Annotated in this window: 13 protein-coding genes; 7 read left to right on the forward strand and 6 right to left on the reverse strand. The window is 33.2% G+C overall.

What is annotated here, in order from left to right; genetic code table 11:
- Nucleotides 1-41 precede the first annotated feature (41 nt).
- A complete protein-coding gene (locus V8G56_RS06630; RefSeq protein WP_395437657.1) occupies nt 42-3,470 on the reverse strand; it encodes a T9SS type A sorting domain-containing protein in 3,429 nt (1,142 codons plus the stop codon).
- A 52-nt stretch (nt 3,471-3,522) separates the two neighbouring features.
- Nucleotides 3,523-4,041, reverse strand: coding sequence for a hypothetical protein (locus V8G56_RS06635; RefSeq protein WP_395437658.1), 519 nt, complete (start codon nt 4,039-4,041; stop codon nt 3,523-3,525).
- A gap of 152 nt (nt 4,042-4,193) precedes the next feature.
- On the opposite strand from V8G56_RS06635, the gene V8G56_RS06640 reads away from it, so the two are divergent.
- The 4 genes from V8G56_RS06640 to V8G56_RS06655 all read left to right on the forward strand — a co-directional run bounded on the left by V8G56_RS06640 (nt 4,194) and on the right by V8G56_RS06655 (nt 8,025).
- Nucleotides 4,194-5,150 (forward strand): NAD-dependent epimerase/dehydratase family protein, encoded by a 957-nt coding sequence (locus V8G56_RS06640; protein ID WP_395437659.1) that lies wholly within the window; start codon nt 4,194-4,196, stop codon nt 5,148-5,150.
- A gap of 42 nt (nt 5,151-5,192) precedes the next feature.
- A complete protein-coding gene (locus tag V8G56_RS06645) occupies nt 5,193-5,783 on the forward strand; it encodes a HupE/UreJ family protein (RefSeq protein ID WP_395437660.1) in 591 nt (196 codons plus the stop codon).
- Between the two features lie 221 nt (nt 5,784-6,004).
- Nucleotides 6,005-6,436, forward strand: coding sequence for a deoxycytidylate deaminase (locus V8G56_RS06650; RefSeq protein ID WP_395437661.1), 432 nt, complete (start codon nt 6,005-6,007; stop codon nt 6,434-6,436).
- Nucleotides 6,436-8,025, forward strand: a complete 1,590-nt coding sequence (locus V8G56_RS06655; protein ID WP_395437662.1) for a S41 family peptidase — start codon at nt 6,436-6,438, stop codon at nt 8,023-8,025. Before V8G56_RS06650 ends, V8G56_RS06655 begins: the two co-directional genes overlap by 1 nt.
- Here the strand turns inward: V8G56_RS06655 and V8G56_RS06660 are convergent.
- Genes V8G56_RS06660 through V8G56_RS06670 form a run of 3 tightly spaced genes read right to left on the reverse strand, consistent with a single transcriptional unit; the run spans nt 8,022 to nt 9,414 of the window.
- A complete protein-coding gene (locus V8G56_RS06660) occupies nt 8,022-8,627 on the reverse strand; it encodes an FAD-dependent oxidoreductase (protein WP_395437663.1) in 606 nt (201 codons plus the stop codon). The two genes, V8G56_RS06655 and V8G56_RS06660, sit on opposite strands and share 4 nt — an antisense overlap.
- The gene (locus V8G56_RS06665) at nt 8,627-8,830 is read right to left on the reverse strand and encodes a hypothetical protein (protein WP_395437664.1); all 204 of its coding nucleotides are present in this window, start codon (nt 8,828-8,830) and stop codon (nt 8,627-8,629) included. Before V8G56_RS06665 ends, V8G56_RS06660 begins: the two co-directional genes overlap by 1 nt.
- Nucleotides 8,831-8,832: 2 nt before the next feature.
- The gene (locus V8G56_RS06670) at nt 8,833-9,414 is read right to left on the reverse strand and encodes a MarC family protein (RefSeq protein ID WP_395437665.1); all 582 of its coding nucleotides are present in this window, start codon (nt 9,412-9,414) and stop codon (nt 8,833-8,835) included.
- A gap of 111 nt (nt 9,415-9,525) precedes the next feature.
- Between V8G56_RS06670 and V8G56_RS06675 the strand changes: the two genes are divergently transcribed.
- The 3 genes from V8G56_RS06675 (at nt 9,526) to V8G56_RS06685 (ending at nt 14,061) form a co-directional block, all read left to right on the forward strand.
- Complete coding sequence (locus V8G56_RS06675) at nt 9,526-10,092, forward strand: DUF3109 family protein (protein WP_395437666.1); 567 nt, start codon at nt 9,526-9,528, stop codon at nt 10,090-10,092.
- A gap of 315 nt (nt 10,093-10,407) precedes the next feature.
- Nucleotides 10,408-11,388, forward strand: coding sequence for a ribonucleotide-diphosphate reductase subunit beta (locus tag V8G56_RS06680; RefSeq protein WP_331629566.1), 981 nt, complete (start codon nt 10,408-10,410; stop codon nt 11,386-11,388).
- Nucleotides 11,389-11,589: 201 nt separating this feature from the next.
- Entirely contained in the window at nt 11,590-14,061 is a 2,472-nt protein-coding gene (locus V8G56_RS06685) for a ribonucleoside-diphosphate reductase subunit alpha (protein ID WP_395437667.1), read from the forward strand.
- Between the two features lie 162 nt (nt 14,062-14,223).
- On the opposite strand, the gene V8G56_RS06690 is transcribed toward V8G56_RS06685, so the two are convergent.
- Nucleotides 14,224-16,542, reverse strand: a complete 2,319-nt coding sequence (locus V8G56_RS06690; RefSeq protein ID WP_395437668.1) for an inorganic phosphate transporter — start codon at nt 16,540-16,542, stop codon at nt 14,224-14,226.
- Nucleotides 16,543-16,665 lie beyond the last annotated feature (123 nt).

The raw sequence follows: 16,665 nt of genomic DNA on the forward strand, positions 1-16,665 counted from the left end.
ATTTTCAAATTTATGAAAATCTCCCTTTTTAATTTAAACTACTATTTAAGAATTAATTTTTTTGTGATTACTTCATTTAAAACAGATTTTATTTTTATGAAATAAACACCAGCGGTAAATTTGCTCATATCCAATTTATAAACATTATTGGATAAATTTATATTCCGTTTTTCAAGCACCAATTTGCCTGTCAAATCATATACACTAAAATCAAACTCGTTTAATGATTTTATTTTTATATTAAAAATATTTTCCGATGGATTGGGATAAATTGAAAAATTACTGCTATCAAAACTTTCGGTGCCTAAGGTTGCGCCTTCAATAATAAAATCATCAATAATAACGCCTTCTTGTTCAACTGCGGGATCAGAATGAAAAACAAATCTGAAAGTAATATTGGTTTCAGTATCTAAAGCCGATAAGTCGTAACTGTATTCTTGGAGTGTGGAATCTGTGCCTGTCCATTGGGCACCAGGACAATTTTGACAATCGTCTGCAGCACCAGAGCTCGCATTGGTTCTATCACTATTGTACCAGTTTAAATCAGATGCAGTTCCTAATACATTCCAATTATTCCCTGAGTCTGTTGAATATTCTACATATATAATATCCCAAAACTCTTCTAGATCAAAGGCCATTTTAAACTTAAATACAGGGTTAGAAAGTAATGAAAGGTTATAACAACCAGTTACCAAATAACTTTTTACCAAATCAGCATAATTTCCGGCTAAATTTGTGCCATACACATTATTTGAAGTAGATTCGGTATTTAGCAGAGTTCCAGTAGCAATACCACGTTCCCAATAATTTCCGCAAGCATCTCCTTCATCAAAAACCAGAAGTTCATTGTTCGCAGACTCAAAAGAATTTACTGTATTAATACCACCTAAGGAGTTTGAGTAAAAATTTAAAACGGAAATATTATTTGAAGGATAGCCATCGCCGTTGATACTTGTTATTATTTTCACCTCTTGTAAACCTGTCCCAGACGTATTGAATGCCGGAATGTCAATTAAGGCAGTATTGTTAGGTGTGATTGTTCCTGTCCAATTAAAATTATTTGTAACATTATTAATAATATATTGACCATTAATAGATGTAATATTGTTGGATCCAAGATTTTTTACTTGGGCTTGTAATGTATTTACAATTCCTCCACAATCCATGGCAGAGTTTAGTCCTTGTAAATTTTCCAAACTAATTTCATTAGCTAGTGTTTCAGAAGGTATATTTGACTGCCAAACACCTCTGCCATAAGTAGCGGCAGTAATATTTGCATCGGGTAAGTTTATTTCTAAATCTGTTACAGAAACATTTGGTAAATTGTTTTCAAATAATTCCCAATCACCAATAGTATCATCGTATCTGTAAACACCTAAACTAGTTCCTAAAAATAATGGATTTTGAGAATGTAGTCCTTGGTGCTTAATAACATTTTTAGTCACGTTTGGTAATGAACCTGAAATGTCATTAAAAGTAGCTCCACCATCAATTGACTTATAAACTTTTCCTGTATTTCCTATTGTAGTTACATAAATAGTATTGCTGTCATTTTTATTAACCTCTATTGATGTTATCAAGGCAGAGAATGTGTATGAATCAAGAAAAGAAAGACCTTTATCCGTACTTTTTTTAAGTTGGGAATCAATTGCTACATAAATATTATCTGAATTTAAATCATCTATAGCTAGAACATCTATATTGCTTCCTAAATCAGCAGAAACAGCTTGCCATTGTGTTCCGCAAAGTTTATATAACTTTTTAAAACCTGAATATAATTCACTCTTATTGTTTATTGATAAAGGAGTTACCCAGTTTCCATCTTCTCCAAATGGTCTGGCAACTTGAAAATCTAAACTACCACCTGAAGTAGCAGAAACATTTAAGAGACCACCATTTTGGGTAAATCCATAATACATTTCATCATCATTTGGATCTATGGCACTATCAGTACCATCAGCACCGTAGTAAACTTGCCAGATATTATTGTTTAAGGCATGACCGCCGTTATCTTGAAGACCTCCAACCATTTTTTGAGACGAATTTTTAGATACGGCTATTTTATAAAATTGACTGATTTGCAGACCAGCTGTCAAATCTGTAAAATTAATACCTCCATCTGTTGTTTTATAAATTCCTCCATCTGTACCTGCAAATAAAGCGCCATTATAAAAACGTAACAAATGAATGTCGGCATGAGAATAGGAGGCCGTAAACGGTGAAGACCAGTTATTTACCTTAGTAAAAGTTGTTCCTCCATCTTTTGTTTTCCAGATATTTAATACGCCTGTATAAACTTCATTTTCGTCAGTATCTGAGACCGCTAAAGCCAAGTCAAACCATGCTTGGGAGCTTTCAAAAATATCTCCCACTGTTGCACTTGTCGCTTTTTGACTAAAGGAGCCACCAGAAGCTGTAGATTTATATAATCCTTTAAAAGAATAATTTAAAGCAGAGGAGTTTGCACATAAGGCATAAACAACATTGGGATTAGCAGGGGTAACATCAATTACGATCCTTCCAGATCCGGTAGGAAAACCAAACGTAGTTTTTACAAATGATTCACCAGCATTTGTGGATCTAAAAAATTCATTTGGGGTTACAACGTATAGGGTGTTTGGATTTCCAGGTTTTAATTTTACGTCATTAATAATACCAGACTTTTTATTGACCCATGTTGCCCCACCGTTAGTGGTTTTAAATAGTCCTTCATTTGTAGCTACCCAAAGCATATTAGAGTCATTCGGGTTAATATAAATATCATTCATTCTAAACGAAGAGGTGCTAGCGCCTAAACCTGTTGTGTTCCATGTAGCGCCGCCATCAGTAGATTTCAAAACTCCTATGCTATAGGTATCACCTGCATCATCATCACCTGTTGCTATATAAATAATATTTGAGTTATTATAGTCAATAGCAATACCTGAAACACCAATTTGAGATAAATTATCTGATAAAGGAGCCCATGTTATTCCAGAGTTTGTAGATTTCCAAATACCACCTGCAGGAGCACCAGCATAGTAGGTGTTTGGGTTATTTGGATCTATAATAATAGAATTTACCCGTCCTTGACCGGATGACCAAGACCCGGTATTGGTATGTTCAAAAGGACCAATGGGCTGCCAGTTACTATTATCTACTAAAGACTTATTTTGATTAGATTTTTTTACACTTAACCATAAATTATATAATTCTAATGATGTTGGCAAAGTCCCATCTTCTTTAACAAAGTTTTTCCAATAATTTTCCCAACGTTTAAAGGGTTTAAAGCCACTACCTTTTATATTTGGGTCTCTAGTTTTCCAATAATCATTAAAAGCATCAACAATGTCTTTGAATTTTGTTTGATGAGTAGATTTTGATTGCTTTGAGTTTAGTGTTTCCATCCAAGGAGCACTCTCATTAAATTGCGCATGTGTTACCGTGAAAATGCCAAAAGAGAAGATGATAACAAGTAAAAGCTTTTTCATAGTATCTATTTTAAAATATATATGTTTTAAGTAAATCAAGTTTATATAAAGATTAGGGGGTTTCAATAATTTGTGAATCTTTTTCTAGCTTTTTGTTCATTTGTAAATTAAGGTTTGATACTGACTCTAAAAATTCCTTGATAATTAAACTTAATTCCTCTTTTGAAGTTGAAGATAGATTGTACAAACTTTCAAGTTTTAAAATTTTTGTTTCTAAGGCGTTTATTCTGGCGTTTACAGATGGGGTGTTTAAAGTATCAGGGATTTTTTCTTTTAGTTCTATGACAAATTTTACAATCGCGTCATTATTATCTTTAAAATAAGATAAATCGCCTTTTTTGACTCTTATTACCAGGTCTTCAAGTTCTTTGAAGGAGCTCCAGTTTTCTATCTCTTTTTCAGTTTTGATGTCTATACTGTATTCTAAAAATTTAAATTTTGAAATATCCTTTTCACTTATTTTTGTCGGAACAAGTTCTTCAATAGATGCTTTATGGTCACTCTCTTTTTGTTTGCCGCATGAAAGTAAAGCAAAACTGATAAAAAAAGCTCCTAAAAAATAAGTTCTCATGATTTAATTTTTTTGTAAGAATTACAAATATAAAAGAATACATTATTTGTTTTTGCATTATATACAATTGGTTTTTATTATTTTTCATTTTAATATAATTTCATTGTTGAATTCTTAGTAATTTTGATGAATTCTTAATTAAAGATAAATTAATGAACCCTAAAATATTAATTATTGGAGCTTGCGGACAAATTGGGTCTGAACTCACTTATAAATTGAGAGCTTTATACGGTGATAAAAATGTTATTGCAAGTGACATAAGTTATAGTAACATAGATATTGTCAATTCTGGTGTTTTTGAGATTGTGGATGCACAGGATTATGCAGCCGTTAAAATTTGTGTTGAAAAGCATCGCATCAATACCGTCTATTTAATGGCTGCTATGTTAAGTGCTACTGGAGAAAAGTATCCCATGAAAGCATGGGATTTAAATATGAATTCACTTTTTCATGTTTTAAATCTTGCCAAGGCAAAATTCATTAAAAAAGTATTTTGGCCATCGAGTATTGCTGTTTTTGGTTCAACAACACCTAAAGAAAATACACCTCAATTTACGGTAATGGAACCCTCTACGGTATATGGAATCACTAAACAAGTTGGTGAACGCTGGTGTGAATACTATCATAATAAATATGGCGTAGATGTAAGAAGCTTGCGTTATCCAGGTATTATTAGTTGGAAGACCTTACCGGGAGGAGGAACTACTGATTATGCAGTTGAAATTTATCATAAAGCCATTACAGATAAAAAATACGAATGTTTCTTGAGTGAAAATACGGCTTTACCTATGATGTTTATGGATGATGCTATAAAAGCAACTGTTGATATTATGAGTGCCAATGAGAAGGATGTCAAGATTCGGTCTTCTTATAACTTGTCCGGCATTAGTTTTACGCCTAAAGAACTAGCACAGTCTATTAAACAACAAATGCCAGAATTTAGTATCACTTATAAACCTGACTACAGACAAGAAATTGCTGATAGTTGGCCTAAGAGTATTGATGATGCCTATGCTAGAAATGACTGGAAATGGAAACATGACTTTTCTCTTGAGCAAATTACCAAAGAGATGCTAACGCATTTGGGTGAAAAATACAAGAAGGCGTAATTAAAAAAACTTTATATTTGAATAATTCAAACCCCGAATAATATGCTTGAAAATTTTTGGTTCAATGTGGAGTATGGTATGAACCATGTGCTCAATATTAACGCCTATGACCATGTGTTATTCCTTATTGCGCTTACCGTGCCATATATATTTAAAGATTGGAAACGCGTCCTTATTTTAGTGTCTACTTTTACTTTAGGGCATACACTTTCATTAGTTTTAGCGGCTTATGATATTGTTAGAATAGATGGTCAATTAATTGAATTTTTAATTCCTGTAACCATTTTAGTTGTTGCTCTTTTTAACGTGCTTACAGCAGGAAAGGGCGCTCAAAAGGAAAGAATTGGTGTGTTGTTTCTTTCAACTTTATTTTTCGGATTAATACACGGTTTGGGATTTGCTCGTGAGTTTCACATGCTGGCTGGTAAAACAGACAATAAATTCTTTTTATTGATTGAGTTTGCATTGGGTATTGAAATTTCACAAGTCATTATTGTATTCACTGTTTTGTTTTTAGGATTTCTGGCTCAAACGCTATTTAGGTTATCTAAACGTGACTGGATTATGGTCATTTCGGCCATAGTTGTTGGACTTGTGATACCTATGATTCTAAAAAGTGATTTTTTGGCTTAATTTTTTTTCAGAATCTTATTAAAACTTTAACGAACTTGCGTTGTATTTAAAATACCAACCAAGTATATTCGTTATATTGTTTTACGTTAGGGATAGTAGTGAAAACCTTTTTGCATTTGCAAAAGATTGTAACGCTTAGTCCGACCCGAATTATTTTTAATTTTCTTTATTGAAACTTAATATTTTAAATGAGGGTAACGCCCAAATTATATTTAAAATAAATGTCAGAAAAAAAACAACTCAAATATGATAAGGCCTATTTAAGAATTGCTGAAGAATGGGGAAAATTGTCGTATTGTAAACGCAAGAAAGTTGGAGCCTTAATAGTTAAAGATAAAATGATTATCTCGGATGGATATAATGGGACGCCAACTGGTTTTGAAAATTATTGTGAAGATGAAAGTGGTTATACAAAATGGTATGTTTTACATGCTGAAGCGAATGCTATTTTAAAAGTTGCTGGATCCACACAATCTTGTCAAGGGGCAACACTCTATATAACATTGTCACCCTGCAAAGAATGCAGTAAATTAATACATCAAGCAGGTATTATTAAAGTTGTTTACTCAGAAACATATAAAGATGATTCAGGTTTGCAATTTTTAAAAAAGGCAGGTATTGAATTAAAGTTAATAGAAGATATAAACTTATAATGAACATCGACAAAAAATATTTACCATTATTGTTTGGAATAGCCATTGCTATTGGTGTTTTTATAGGCGGAAAATTAAATTTTACTGATTCATCTGACAGGCTCTTTTCTACTAATAGTAAAAAGGATAAACTCAACAGACTTATAGATTACATTGATTATGATTATGTTGATGATGTGAATACAGATAGCATTGTTGATGTTACTGTAAATGGCATTTTAGAAAATCTGGACCCACATTCTGTTTATATCCCAAAAGAAGATTTACAGCGCGTTACGGAAAATATGAAAGGAGATTTTGTTGGGATTGGTGTTAGTTTTTACACTTTAAGAGATTCTATTGCTGTTATAAGATCGGTTGAAGGTGGTCCAAGTGATAAAGCGGGTATAAAAGGAGGCGACAGAATTATCATGGCCAATGGAGATTCTTTATTTGGGAAGTATTTAAAAAATGATGAGATTGTTAAAAAATTAAAAGGACCCATTGACTCAAAAGTAAATTTAAAGGTATATCGAAAAGGAGAACCAAAGCTTTTAAACTTTACTGTAAAGAGATCCAATATTCCGATAAAAAGTGTAGATGCTGCTTATATGTTAAGCAAGGATTTGGGATATATAAAAATTAACAGGTTCGCCGAAACAACTTATAAGGAATTTAAGGTTGGCATTAATAAATTAAAAAAACTTGGAGCCACCAAAATGGTTCTTGATTTAAGAGATAATCCAGGAGGGTTTTTAGGTATTGCTGAGCAAATTGCAGACGAGTTTTTAGAAAATGATAAGCTCATTTTATTTACCAAAAATAAAAGTGGCGCCATTGAAAAAAGTTATGCCACTAATAAAGGCGATTTTGAAACTGGAGAGGTATATGTGTTGATTAATGAAAATTCAGCGTCGGCAAGTGAAATAGTTGCTGGAGCACTTCAGGACAATGATAAAGGCACCATTGTTGGCAGACGTTCATATGGAAAGGGCCTTGTGCAAAGAGAAATGGAGTTGGGTGATGGTAGTGCTATTCGCTTAACAGTAAGCCGGTATTATACACCTACCGGGAGATCAATTCAGCGGTCTTATGACCATGGCGTAGAAGATTATTATGATGATTATTATGAGCGGTTAGATAGTGGTGAGTTATTAGATTCAGCTAAAATTCTGGTGGCGGATTCTTTGAAGTTTACAACTCCAAAAGGAAAAATTGTTTATGGCGGTGGCGGTATTATTCCAGATGTATTTGTGCCTCTTGATAGTAGTATGCAAAATGAAACCTTAAACTTTCTATATAGAAGGGGATATGTAGGTAATTTTATTTTTGAAGAATTGGAAAAAGACAGAAGTGTCTATAAAAATATGACTAAGCAAGATTTTATTGATAATTTTAAAATAGGAGAAGACCTTGTTTTTGCGTTTGAAGATTTCATTAATACTAAAACAGATTCTAAAATCACCTTTGTTGCTTATCATGATGAGGTAAAGCAATATTTAAAGGCAGCATTAGGAGATCAGTTATATGGTGATGGAGCTTTTGAAGAAATTTTCAATGAAATGGATATTATGATTGAAGAGGTTATGAAGTTAAGTGAACATTATTAACCAATCTTATCATGTACCTTAATATGTTTTCCATCATTCCACAGGGTCAATATATCTGTTGCTACTTGAGCACCACTACCTGAGGCAATAGCAAATTGGCTTCGCCATCCGGCTAAGGTGCCTGCAACATAAAGGCCTTTTTCAATAAGATGATCGGTATTTTTTAGCCAAATTCTATGCTTTTCTTGTGCAGCTCTCGGGTGCGGTTCTATATAATCTTCAAGACCTTTAATCGTTATTAAATTGCTGTATCCAATGGCGATAACAACCAGCTCAGCCTGATAGGTCTTTTTATTTGTTTTAACCTCAAATAGCTTATTAGCTTTTATTATTTGAACAACCTTTTCTCCGTCCAATTGTTGTACATGCGGATAGAGTTTTGCCAATTGTTCTTTTCCGTCATTTAACAAGGAAGCACCTGTAGTTCCTGGGGGGAATCCAAGTACGTTGTTAAACATCGCGTTTTGAAGGTCTGATGTTTTTTGATGTGTAATGATACTGATACTTTTATTTTGAGCAAAAGCTAGTTTTTTTGCGGAACCTAAAACTAGAGCGCATGATAAACCTGCTGCGCCGCCACCTATTATCAATACGTTAAACATTATTTTTTCTTTTTAACTTGAGCTTCAATGCGCTTTGAAATTCTTAAAATTTGCAAAAGGATTATAGCACATAGTGACGCTAAAATAGTAATTAAAGCTAGGGCGCTTTCTCCTGAAAATGGATTGTTCAAATCTATTTTAGTGGAGTTAAACCCTATCAGAATGATGGCTATAATACTTAATATTATGGTGAAAATTTTCATAATTATATAAATAATATTTTAATATTATGGGCAAATAATTTTACTGCTATGGCAAGTAAAACGACACCAAAAACTTTTCTAATAATATTAATACCATTTGAGCCTAAGAAACGTTCAATTTTAGAGGATGTTTTTAGTACAATATAAATAACCAAAACGTTCATAACAATGGCCATTATAATATTTTCCAAGGCATATTCCGCTCTTAATGACAATAAAGTTGTTAAGCTTCCAGGCCCTGCAATTAAAGGAAAGGCTAAAGGAAATACAGAAGCAGTCATAGCATTATTTTCTTCCTGCTTATAAAGTGTAATGCCTAATATCATTTCTAAGGCGATAAAAAACAGGATAAAGGCACCTGCAACTGCAAAAGAACTGACATCAATGCCAATAAGGTTTAATATACTTTTTCCTAAAAATAAAAATAAGATCATGATGACACCAGCAATTAAAGAAGCTTTTTCACTTTGAATGTGGCCTACTTTTTTTCGCAAGTCTATAACAATAGGAATGTTGCCCACAATATCAATAACCGCAAACAAAACCATAAAAACAGTGAAAATTTCTTTAAAATTTAGTTGCATTTTAAACGTGTTTATTTTTTCCGCAAAAGTATAGTATTAATCCTGATTTATTAGATTAAATAACGCCAAAGTTTCATTAATTTTACGCTTTTTAAAACCCAAGGCTCTATTATGTTTCAAATTGGAAAAACCATAGTTTCAGAGGAAATTATACAAAAGGATTTTATGTGTAACCTGTCTGCATGCAAAGGGGCCTGTTGCATTGATGGTGAGGCAGGAGCTCCTTTGACTAAAGACGAAACTGAGATCCTTCAATCCATTTATCCTAAGGTGAAACCCTTTTTGCGAAAAGAGAGTATCGCCGCAATTGAAGATCAAGGTGTATTTGTGACGAATGATTATGGAGATTTTGAAACACCCCTAATAGATGGGGCAGATTGTGCCTATGTTATTTTTGATAAAAAGGGAATTGCACTTTGTGCTATTGAAGAAGCTTATAATCAAGGTGAAGTTGCCTGGAAAAAACCAGTTTCCTGTCATTTATACCCGGTAAGAGTGAAAGATTATAGTGAATTTTCAGCTGTAAATTATGAAAGATGGAATATTTGTGATGATGCCTGTGCTCTTGGCAAGGAATTACAAGTACCAATTTACAAATTTGTAAAAGAGGCATTAATCAGAAAATTTGGTGAGGATTGGTATTCAGAATTAGAAAAAGTAGCGAATACTCATAAATAATCTTTTTCAAAAAAAATCTTTCTAATTACTTTTTTAATTTTTTATTTTAAGTATCTTTTTTTTGTCTTTTTTCTTCAAGTAAGAATCCTTATTTCATAGGGCTTAAGCCATTTTTATAAATTTTAAAACATTGAAAATCAGTAAATTGCGGATATCGCAAAATTATTGTTAAAAAATTAAATGCTTAAGTTTTGTTAAAAACTTGTTGACAATGTTTATAACTATACCTTTCATTTTCAACTTCATTTTTGAATCTTTGTTAATCCCAAATCGAAGTAATTTTTCGTCTAATTTTTAAAAAATACAACACACATAATGTCGCAGACAATGGAGCCCATTTTACAAGAGAATAAAGATCGTTTTGTTATTTTCCCTATTAAACACCATGATATCTGGGAATGGTATAAAAAACAGGAAGCTAGTATATGGACGGCTGAAGAAATTGACCTTCATCAAGATTTAGCAGATTGGAATAATAAACTAACTGATGATGAGCGCTATTTTATAAAACATATTCTGGCGTTTTTTGCGGCAAGTGATGGTATTGTTAATGAGAATTTAGCAGAAAACTTTGTGTCTGAAGTTCAATATAGTGAGGCAAAATTCTTCTACGGATTTCAAATCATGATGGAAAATATTCATTCAGAAGTGTACTCACTTTTGATTGATACTTATGTAAAAGACGATAAGGAAAAGGATCAATTGTTTAAAGCGATTGAAGTGTTTCCAGCCATTAAGGAAAAGGCTGATTGGGCTTTAAAATGGATTGATTCTCCTAGTTTTGCCGAACGCTTAATTGCTTTTGCAGCGGTGGAAGGCATCTTTTTCTCAGGTAGTTTTTGCTCTATTTTTTGGCTTAAAAAACGAGGCTTACTACCGGGTTTAACCTTTTCAAATGAACTTATTTCAAGAGACGAAGGCTTGCATTGTGATTTTGCGGTTCACTTGCATCAAAATCATATTGTAAACAAAGTGCCAAAAGAAAGAATAACAGAAATATTGACAAATGCTTTAGACATTGAAAGAATGTTTATCACGGAATCATTACCGGTAAGTTTAATTGGAATGAATGCAAAATTGATGACTCAGTATTTAGAATTTGTTACAGATAGATTATTAGGTGAGTTTGGTTGTGATAAAGTTTATAACTCAACAAATCCGTTTGATTTCATGGACATGATTTCCTTACAGGGAAAAACAAATTTCTTTGAGAAACGTGTTTCTGAATACCAAAAAGCAGGTGTTCTTAATAAAGAAGAAGATAAAGATAAATTTAATTTTGATGCTGATTTTTAATCACTATTAAAATTTCTTTATTGATAGGCATAGTAGGCATAGTTGATTCTGAGTTGTCAGAAATCAAACTTTCAACTAACTAAAATTAAAATAAACCAACTGGATTTTTAACTGTTCAAGTTTTGAATAGTTAAAATGAGAATAACTAATTAACCAATTTTCTGAAGGTGTATCGGAAAAATTAAAAAACTATTTAAAAAAATGTATGTAGTAAAAAGAGATGGCAGAAAAGAGCAGATAATGTTCGACAAGATTACAGCAAGAGTTCGTAAACTTTGCTATGGATTAAATGAATTAGTTGATCCGCTTAAAGTAACCATGCGTGTAATTGAGGGCTTATATGATGGTGTAACCACCAGTGAACTTGATAATCTGGCTGCAGAAATTGCTGCGACCATGACCACTGCACATCCAGATTATGCACGATTGGCTGCCAGAATTTCTGTGTCAAACTTACACAAAAACACCAAAAAAACCTTTAGTGAGGTGATGCATGATTTATACACTTATGTAAACCCGAGAACAGGCAAAGATGCACCTCTTTTGGCTGATGATGTTTACAAGGTTATCATGAAAAATAAAGATACCCTAGATTCTACTATTATATATAATCGTGATTTTGGATATGACTATTTTGGTTTTAAAACACTAGAAAGGTCCTATTTGTTGAAATTAAACGGGCAAATTGCTGAGCGTCCTCAGCATATGCTCATGCGTGTAGCCGTTGGAATTCATTTGAATGATTTAGAGTCAGTCATTGAGACCTATGAGCTCATGTCAAAAAAATATTTTACCCACGCCACGCCAACACTTTTTAATGCCGGTACACCAAAACCTCAAATGTCATCTTGTTTCTTATTAACTATGAAAGATGATAGTATTGATGGTATTTATGATACGCTGAAACAAACGGCTAAAATATCACAATCTGCAGGTGGTATTGGTTTATCTATTCACAATGTTCGTGCTACAGGAAGCTATATTTCGGGAACCAACGGCACTAGTAATGGTATTGTTCCAATGCTACAGGTATTTAATGATACCGCGCGTTATGTTGATCAAGGCGGAGGAAAGCGTAAAGGAAGTTTTGCTATTTATTTAGAGCCTTGGCATGCTGATATTTTTGAATTCCTAGAATTGAAGAAAAATCATGGTAAGGAAGAAATGCGAGCTCGTGATTTATTTTACGCGATGTGGATTCCTGATCTTTTCATGAAACGTGTTCAAGAAGATGGTTCATGGACCTTAATGTGTCCTAATGAATGTCCTGGCTTATGTGATGTGCATAGTGAAGCGTTTGAAGCTTTATATTTAAAATATGAAGCTGCCGGAAAAGGTAGAAAAACAATTAAGGCTCGTGAACTTTGGGAAAAGATCATAGAGTCTCAAATTGAAACCGGAACACCGTACATGTTGTATAAAGATGCTGCAAACCGCAAATCTAATCAGCAAAATTTAGGGACTATTAGATCGTCAAATCTATGTACCGAAATTATGGAGTTCACATCTCCTGATGAAATTGCTGTCTGTAATTTAGCTTCTATTGCCTTACCTATGTTTATAAAGAACGGAGCTTTTGATCATAAAGAATTGTTCCGTGTTACTAAGCGAGTGACAAAAAATCTAAATAAGGTCATTGACAGAAATTATTATCCTGTAAAAGAAGCAGAAAATTCTAATATGCGTCATCGTCCAATTGGATTAGGCGTTCAGGGATTGGCTGATACTTTTATTCAATTGCGGATGCCATTTACCTGTGATGAGGCTAAAAAGTTAAATCAGGATATTTTTGAAACCATTTATTTTGCTGCGGTTACTGCTAGTATGGAAGAAGCCAAGGCTGATGGTCCTTACCAAACATTTAAAGGGTCCCCAATCAGTAAAGGAGAGTTTCAATATAATTTATGGGGACTAAAAGATGAAGATTTAAGTGGTCTTTGGGATTGGGCTAAGTTGCGCAAACAAGTGGTTAAGCATGGGGTAAGAAACTCTCTATTAGTAGCGCCAATGCCAACAGCTTCAACTTCTCAAATTCTTGGGAACAATGAATGTTTTGAACCATATACTTCAAATATTTACACACGTAGAGTTTTATCTGGCGAATTTATAGTAGTAAACAAACATTTATTAGAAGATTTGGTTGAACTTGGTTTATGGAACGATGGTTTAAAGCAGGAGGTCATGAGGGCGAATGGTTCCATTCAAGGCATAGATGCCATTCCTCAGGATATAAAAGAGTTATATAAAACGGTCTGGGAATTGAGTATGAAGGACATTATTGATATGTCGCGTCACAGAGGTTATTTTATTGATCAGTCACAATCCTTAAACTTGTTTTTAGAAGGCGCTACGATGGCAAAATTAACCTCTATGCATTTCTATGCCTGGAAAAGTGGTTTGAAGACAGGGATGTACTATCTTAGAACTAAGAGTGCTGTTGATGCTATTAAATTCACTTTAGATAAAGCAAAAGCAGAAGAGCCAACAGAAGAAACTATATCAGTTGATGAGGCACAATTGGCACAACAAAAAAAATTAGCGGTTCAGGCAGCCGCAAAATTTGCACAACAAAATACTGAGGTTGAACCTATGACGGCTGAAGAAATGAAAGCCCTAATTGCCCAAGCAAAAGGTTCTACTGGTGGTGATGATTGTTTAATGTGTGGATCTTAAAATAAATAGTCTTTTTATATTAAAAGAAGATTTAATTGAGTGTTTTTGAAAAGCGTCTTTTTTAGACGCTTTTTCTTTGAATATATTTATAATGATCTCTTTAAAATAAAAAACCTCCTTAGTGAAGGAGGTTTTTATATCATTTAATTTTATCGTTGAACTCTATTCTTCTTCTGGAGCTTTTAAAGTTGCAGGTTTTACAGAGCTATCATGTGAGTTGTGATATTCTTCCAAAAGATTCATAGTTGCTTTTAATAAATCTTTTGTTTCTAAAAGAATACTAAAGTATAGCGTCGTGTTTTTTGGACTAGACTCTTCAGTTCTTGTGCGTTCAACTTGTTTGTGAATTTTATCACTAACTAATTTTAAAATCTCATCTTTTCTGGTTAAAATAACACCTATTTCTTCAAAAGATCTTGATTCAAAGGCTTTTCTGGTATTTTCAAATAAGCGTTCAAAACGCTCATCAACCTCTTTTAATTCTTTTATTTGGTTGAATTTTAATTTTTTATGATTATTGTGAACATGTTTATGACTCACTTTAGTGATGTACTCTAATGATTGAATCATATCTTGTAAATAACCTAAAATATGAATATAAAAGTTACTGGCACCTACACTTGAATCATCTAAATTTTTAATAAAATAAAAGATATTATCTCTTAATTCATCTATCTCCTCAGATAGTTTATTAATCTGTTTTTTATTCTTTTTAAGTAATGTTAAATCTTGCTTTGCCAGCCCATTAATGGCATTCGTATATATTCTGTTGCCACGTTTTACCACATTAGCTATATTGCCAGCGCTCTCATGAATAACACCCTGTATTGAGCTGCTCTCCGATTTCGTCAGACTGTCTTCAGCTTTGGCTTCTTTAGTTTTTTTGTTATGCGATATCGAACTTCTAATTAATATAGCGAAGGCAATTACTAATAAGAGCGGGAACATGATATTAATATTCAAATTTAATAAATAGGCGACTAATGCGGCAGCGAAAAAGGCACTGAAAGCCGTAAAGAACCAACCGCCTATAACATTAATTACACCAGCAACTCTATAAACAGCACTCTCCGCACCCCAGGCTCTGTCGGCTAATGAAGTACCCATAGCTACCATAAAGGTTACATAAGTAGTTGATAATGGCAATTTGTATGATGTTGCAATAGAAATCAATACAGCAGCAACCATTAAATTTACAGCGGCTCTAACTAAGTCAAAAGCTGGAAGCTCATATGTCTTATCTTTACTGATCTTTATTACGGGCGCCTCAAATTGTTTATCAATTTTTGCTTGCCAGGATTGCGGTAAAATGTATGCAGACACCTGAGACGTTAAAACAGCAGATCTTACAAATACCCTAGATAAAAAATTAGGTTGAAATCTTTCTTTGGTGTTTCCCTGACTTGCCAAATCTAAAGATGTTTTTACTACATTTTGAGCTTTGGTTGAAAACCAAAGCGTTAAAACCATAATCAAACCTGCAATTAGTAATAACAACGTTGGAGTAGATGCTTTTGAACTAAGACTATGCATTGAAAATTCAGAAGCGGATAGCCCAAGGGTGTTAATTTCTGGATTCATAAAATCCAAATAAGCCTGATAGGCTCCTGTTGATGGGCCAATAAAATTTACAAGGTCATTTCCCGCAAAAGCCAAAGCTAAAGCAAAAGTCCCTATTAATATGACTAATTTATAAATGTTGGTTTTTGTAAGAGATATTAAGGTAAAAGACAATAGAGACCAAAAAATAAAACTAACGCCTACAATTGACAAAACGTTGTGCTCTAAGTAGGATTGAATAGTCTCACCTCCAATTAAATCAAAACTTTGTTTGGCGAAATTAGTTCCGCCTATGCCTTTCATAAAAATGAAATAGGTAATAGAAGTCAAAGCAAAACCGCCAAATAAGGCTCCAACCCATTTTGCCTTTCTTTCAAAGTCATAAGATAATAGCAGCCTGGCAACCCATTGGACTAATGCCCCAATGGAAAAGGAGACTATTACCGAGAGTAGAATGCCAAAAATGATTTCTGAGGCTTTAGAGGTGTTAATATAATTAACAAGATCTCCAAAAGAACCACCGTCATGACCTATTTTAATTAAAGAGATGGCTACTGCTGCACCTAGTAATTCAAATACAATGGAAACAGTAGTAGATGTAGGCATGCCTACAGAGTTGAAAAAATCTAATAAGAGAATGTCTGTGATCATCACAGCCATGAAGATGATCATGATCTCACTAAACATAAATTCCCCAGGATTAAAAATACCTTTTCTGGCAACTTCCATCATACCGCTAGAAAATATGGCGCCAATAGCAATACCCAAACTGGCAACTATCATGATAGTTCTAAAAGAAATGGCCTTAGAACCTATGGCGGAATTTAAAAAGTTTACAGCATCATTACTTACTCCTACCACCAAATCAGCAACCGCTAAAATGGCAAGGGCAATTATCATATAAAAGTATATATTCTCCATAAAAAATTTGTTAATAGTAATGAAGCAAAAATACTTAAATAATTTTTTATGAGGTTATTTAAACATTAAGATTTAAAAACAGATTTAAAAAGAGTTCATTAAATATCAATTATAGGCTGTGTT

This window comes from Gaetbulibacter aquiaggeris (assembly GCF_044003965.1).
In the GTDB taxonomy this organism is placed as follows: domain Bacteria; phylum Bacteroidota; class Bacteroidia; order Flavobacteriales; family Flavobacteriaceae; genus Yeosuana; species Yeosuana aquiaggeris.

Coding starts and splice junctions, on each gene's coding strand:
- V8G56_RS06660 (WP_395437663.1), bottom strand. CDS start 8,627: ATGTTTAACGTATTGATAATAGGTGGCGGCGCAGCAGGTTTATCATGC.
- V8G56_RS06650 (WP_395437661.1), top strand. CDS start 6,005: ATGTCAGAAAAAAAACAACTCAAATATGATAAGGCCTATTTAAGAATT.
- V8G56_RS06690 (WP_395437668.1), bottom strand. CDS start 16,542: ATGGAGAATATATACTTTTATATGATAATTGCCCTTGCCATTTTAGCG.
- V8G56_RS06670 (WP_395437665.1), bottom strand. CDS start 9,414: ATGCAACTAAATTTTAAAGAAATTTTCACTGTTTTTATGGTTTTGTTT.
- V8G56_RS06640 (WP_395437659.1), top strand. CDS start 4,194: ATGAACCCTAAAATATTAATTATTGGAGCTTGCGGACAAATTGGGTCT.
- V8G56_RS06675 (WP_395437666.1), top strand. CDS start 9,526: ATGTTTCAAATTGGAAAAACCATAGTTTCAGAGGAAATTATACAAAAG.
- V8G56_RS06685 (WP_395437667.1), top strand. CDS start 11,590: ATGTATGTAGTAAAAAGAGATGGCAGAAAAGAGCAGATAATGTTCGAC.
- V8G56_RS06635 (WP_395437658.1), bottom strand. CDS start 4,041: ATGAGAACTTATTTTTTAGGAGCTTTTTTTATCAGTTTTGCTTTACTT.
- V8G56_RS06655 (WP_395437662.1), top strand. CDS start 6,436: ATGAACATCGACAAAAAATATTTACCATTATTGTTTGGAATAGCCATT.
- V8G56_RS06645 (WP_395437660.1), top strand. CDS start 5,193: ATGCTTGAAAATTTTTGGTTCAATGTGGAGTATGGTATGAACCATGTG.
- V8G56_RS06665 (WP_395437664.1), bottom strand. CDS start 8,830: ATGAAAATTTTCACCATAATATTAAGTATTATAGCCATCATTCTGATA.
- V8G56_RS06680 (WP_331629566.1), top strand. CDS start 10,408: ATGTCGCAGACAATGGAGCCCATTTTACAAGAGAATAAAGATCGTTTT.
- V8G56_RS06630 (WP_395437657.1), bottom strand. CDS start 3,470: ATGAAAAAGCTTTTACTTGTTATCATCTTCTCTTTTGGCATTTTCACG.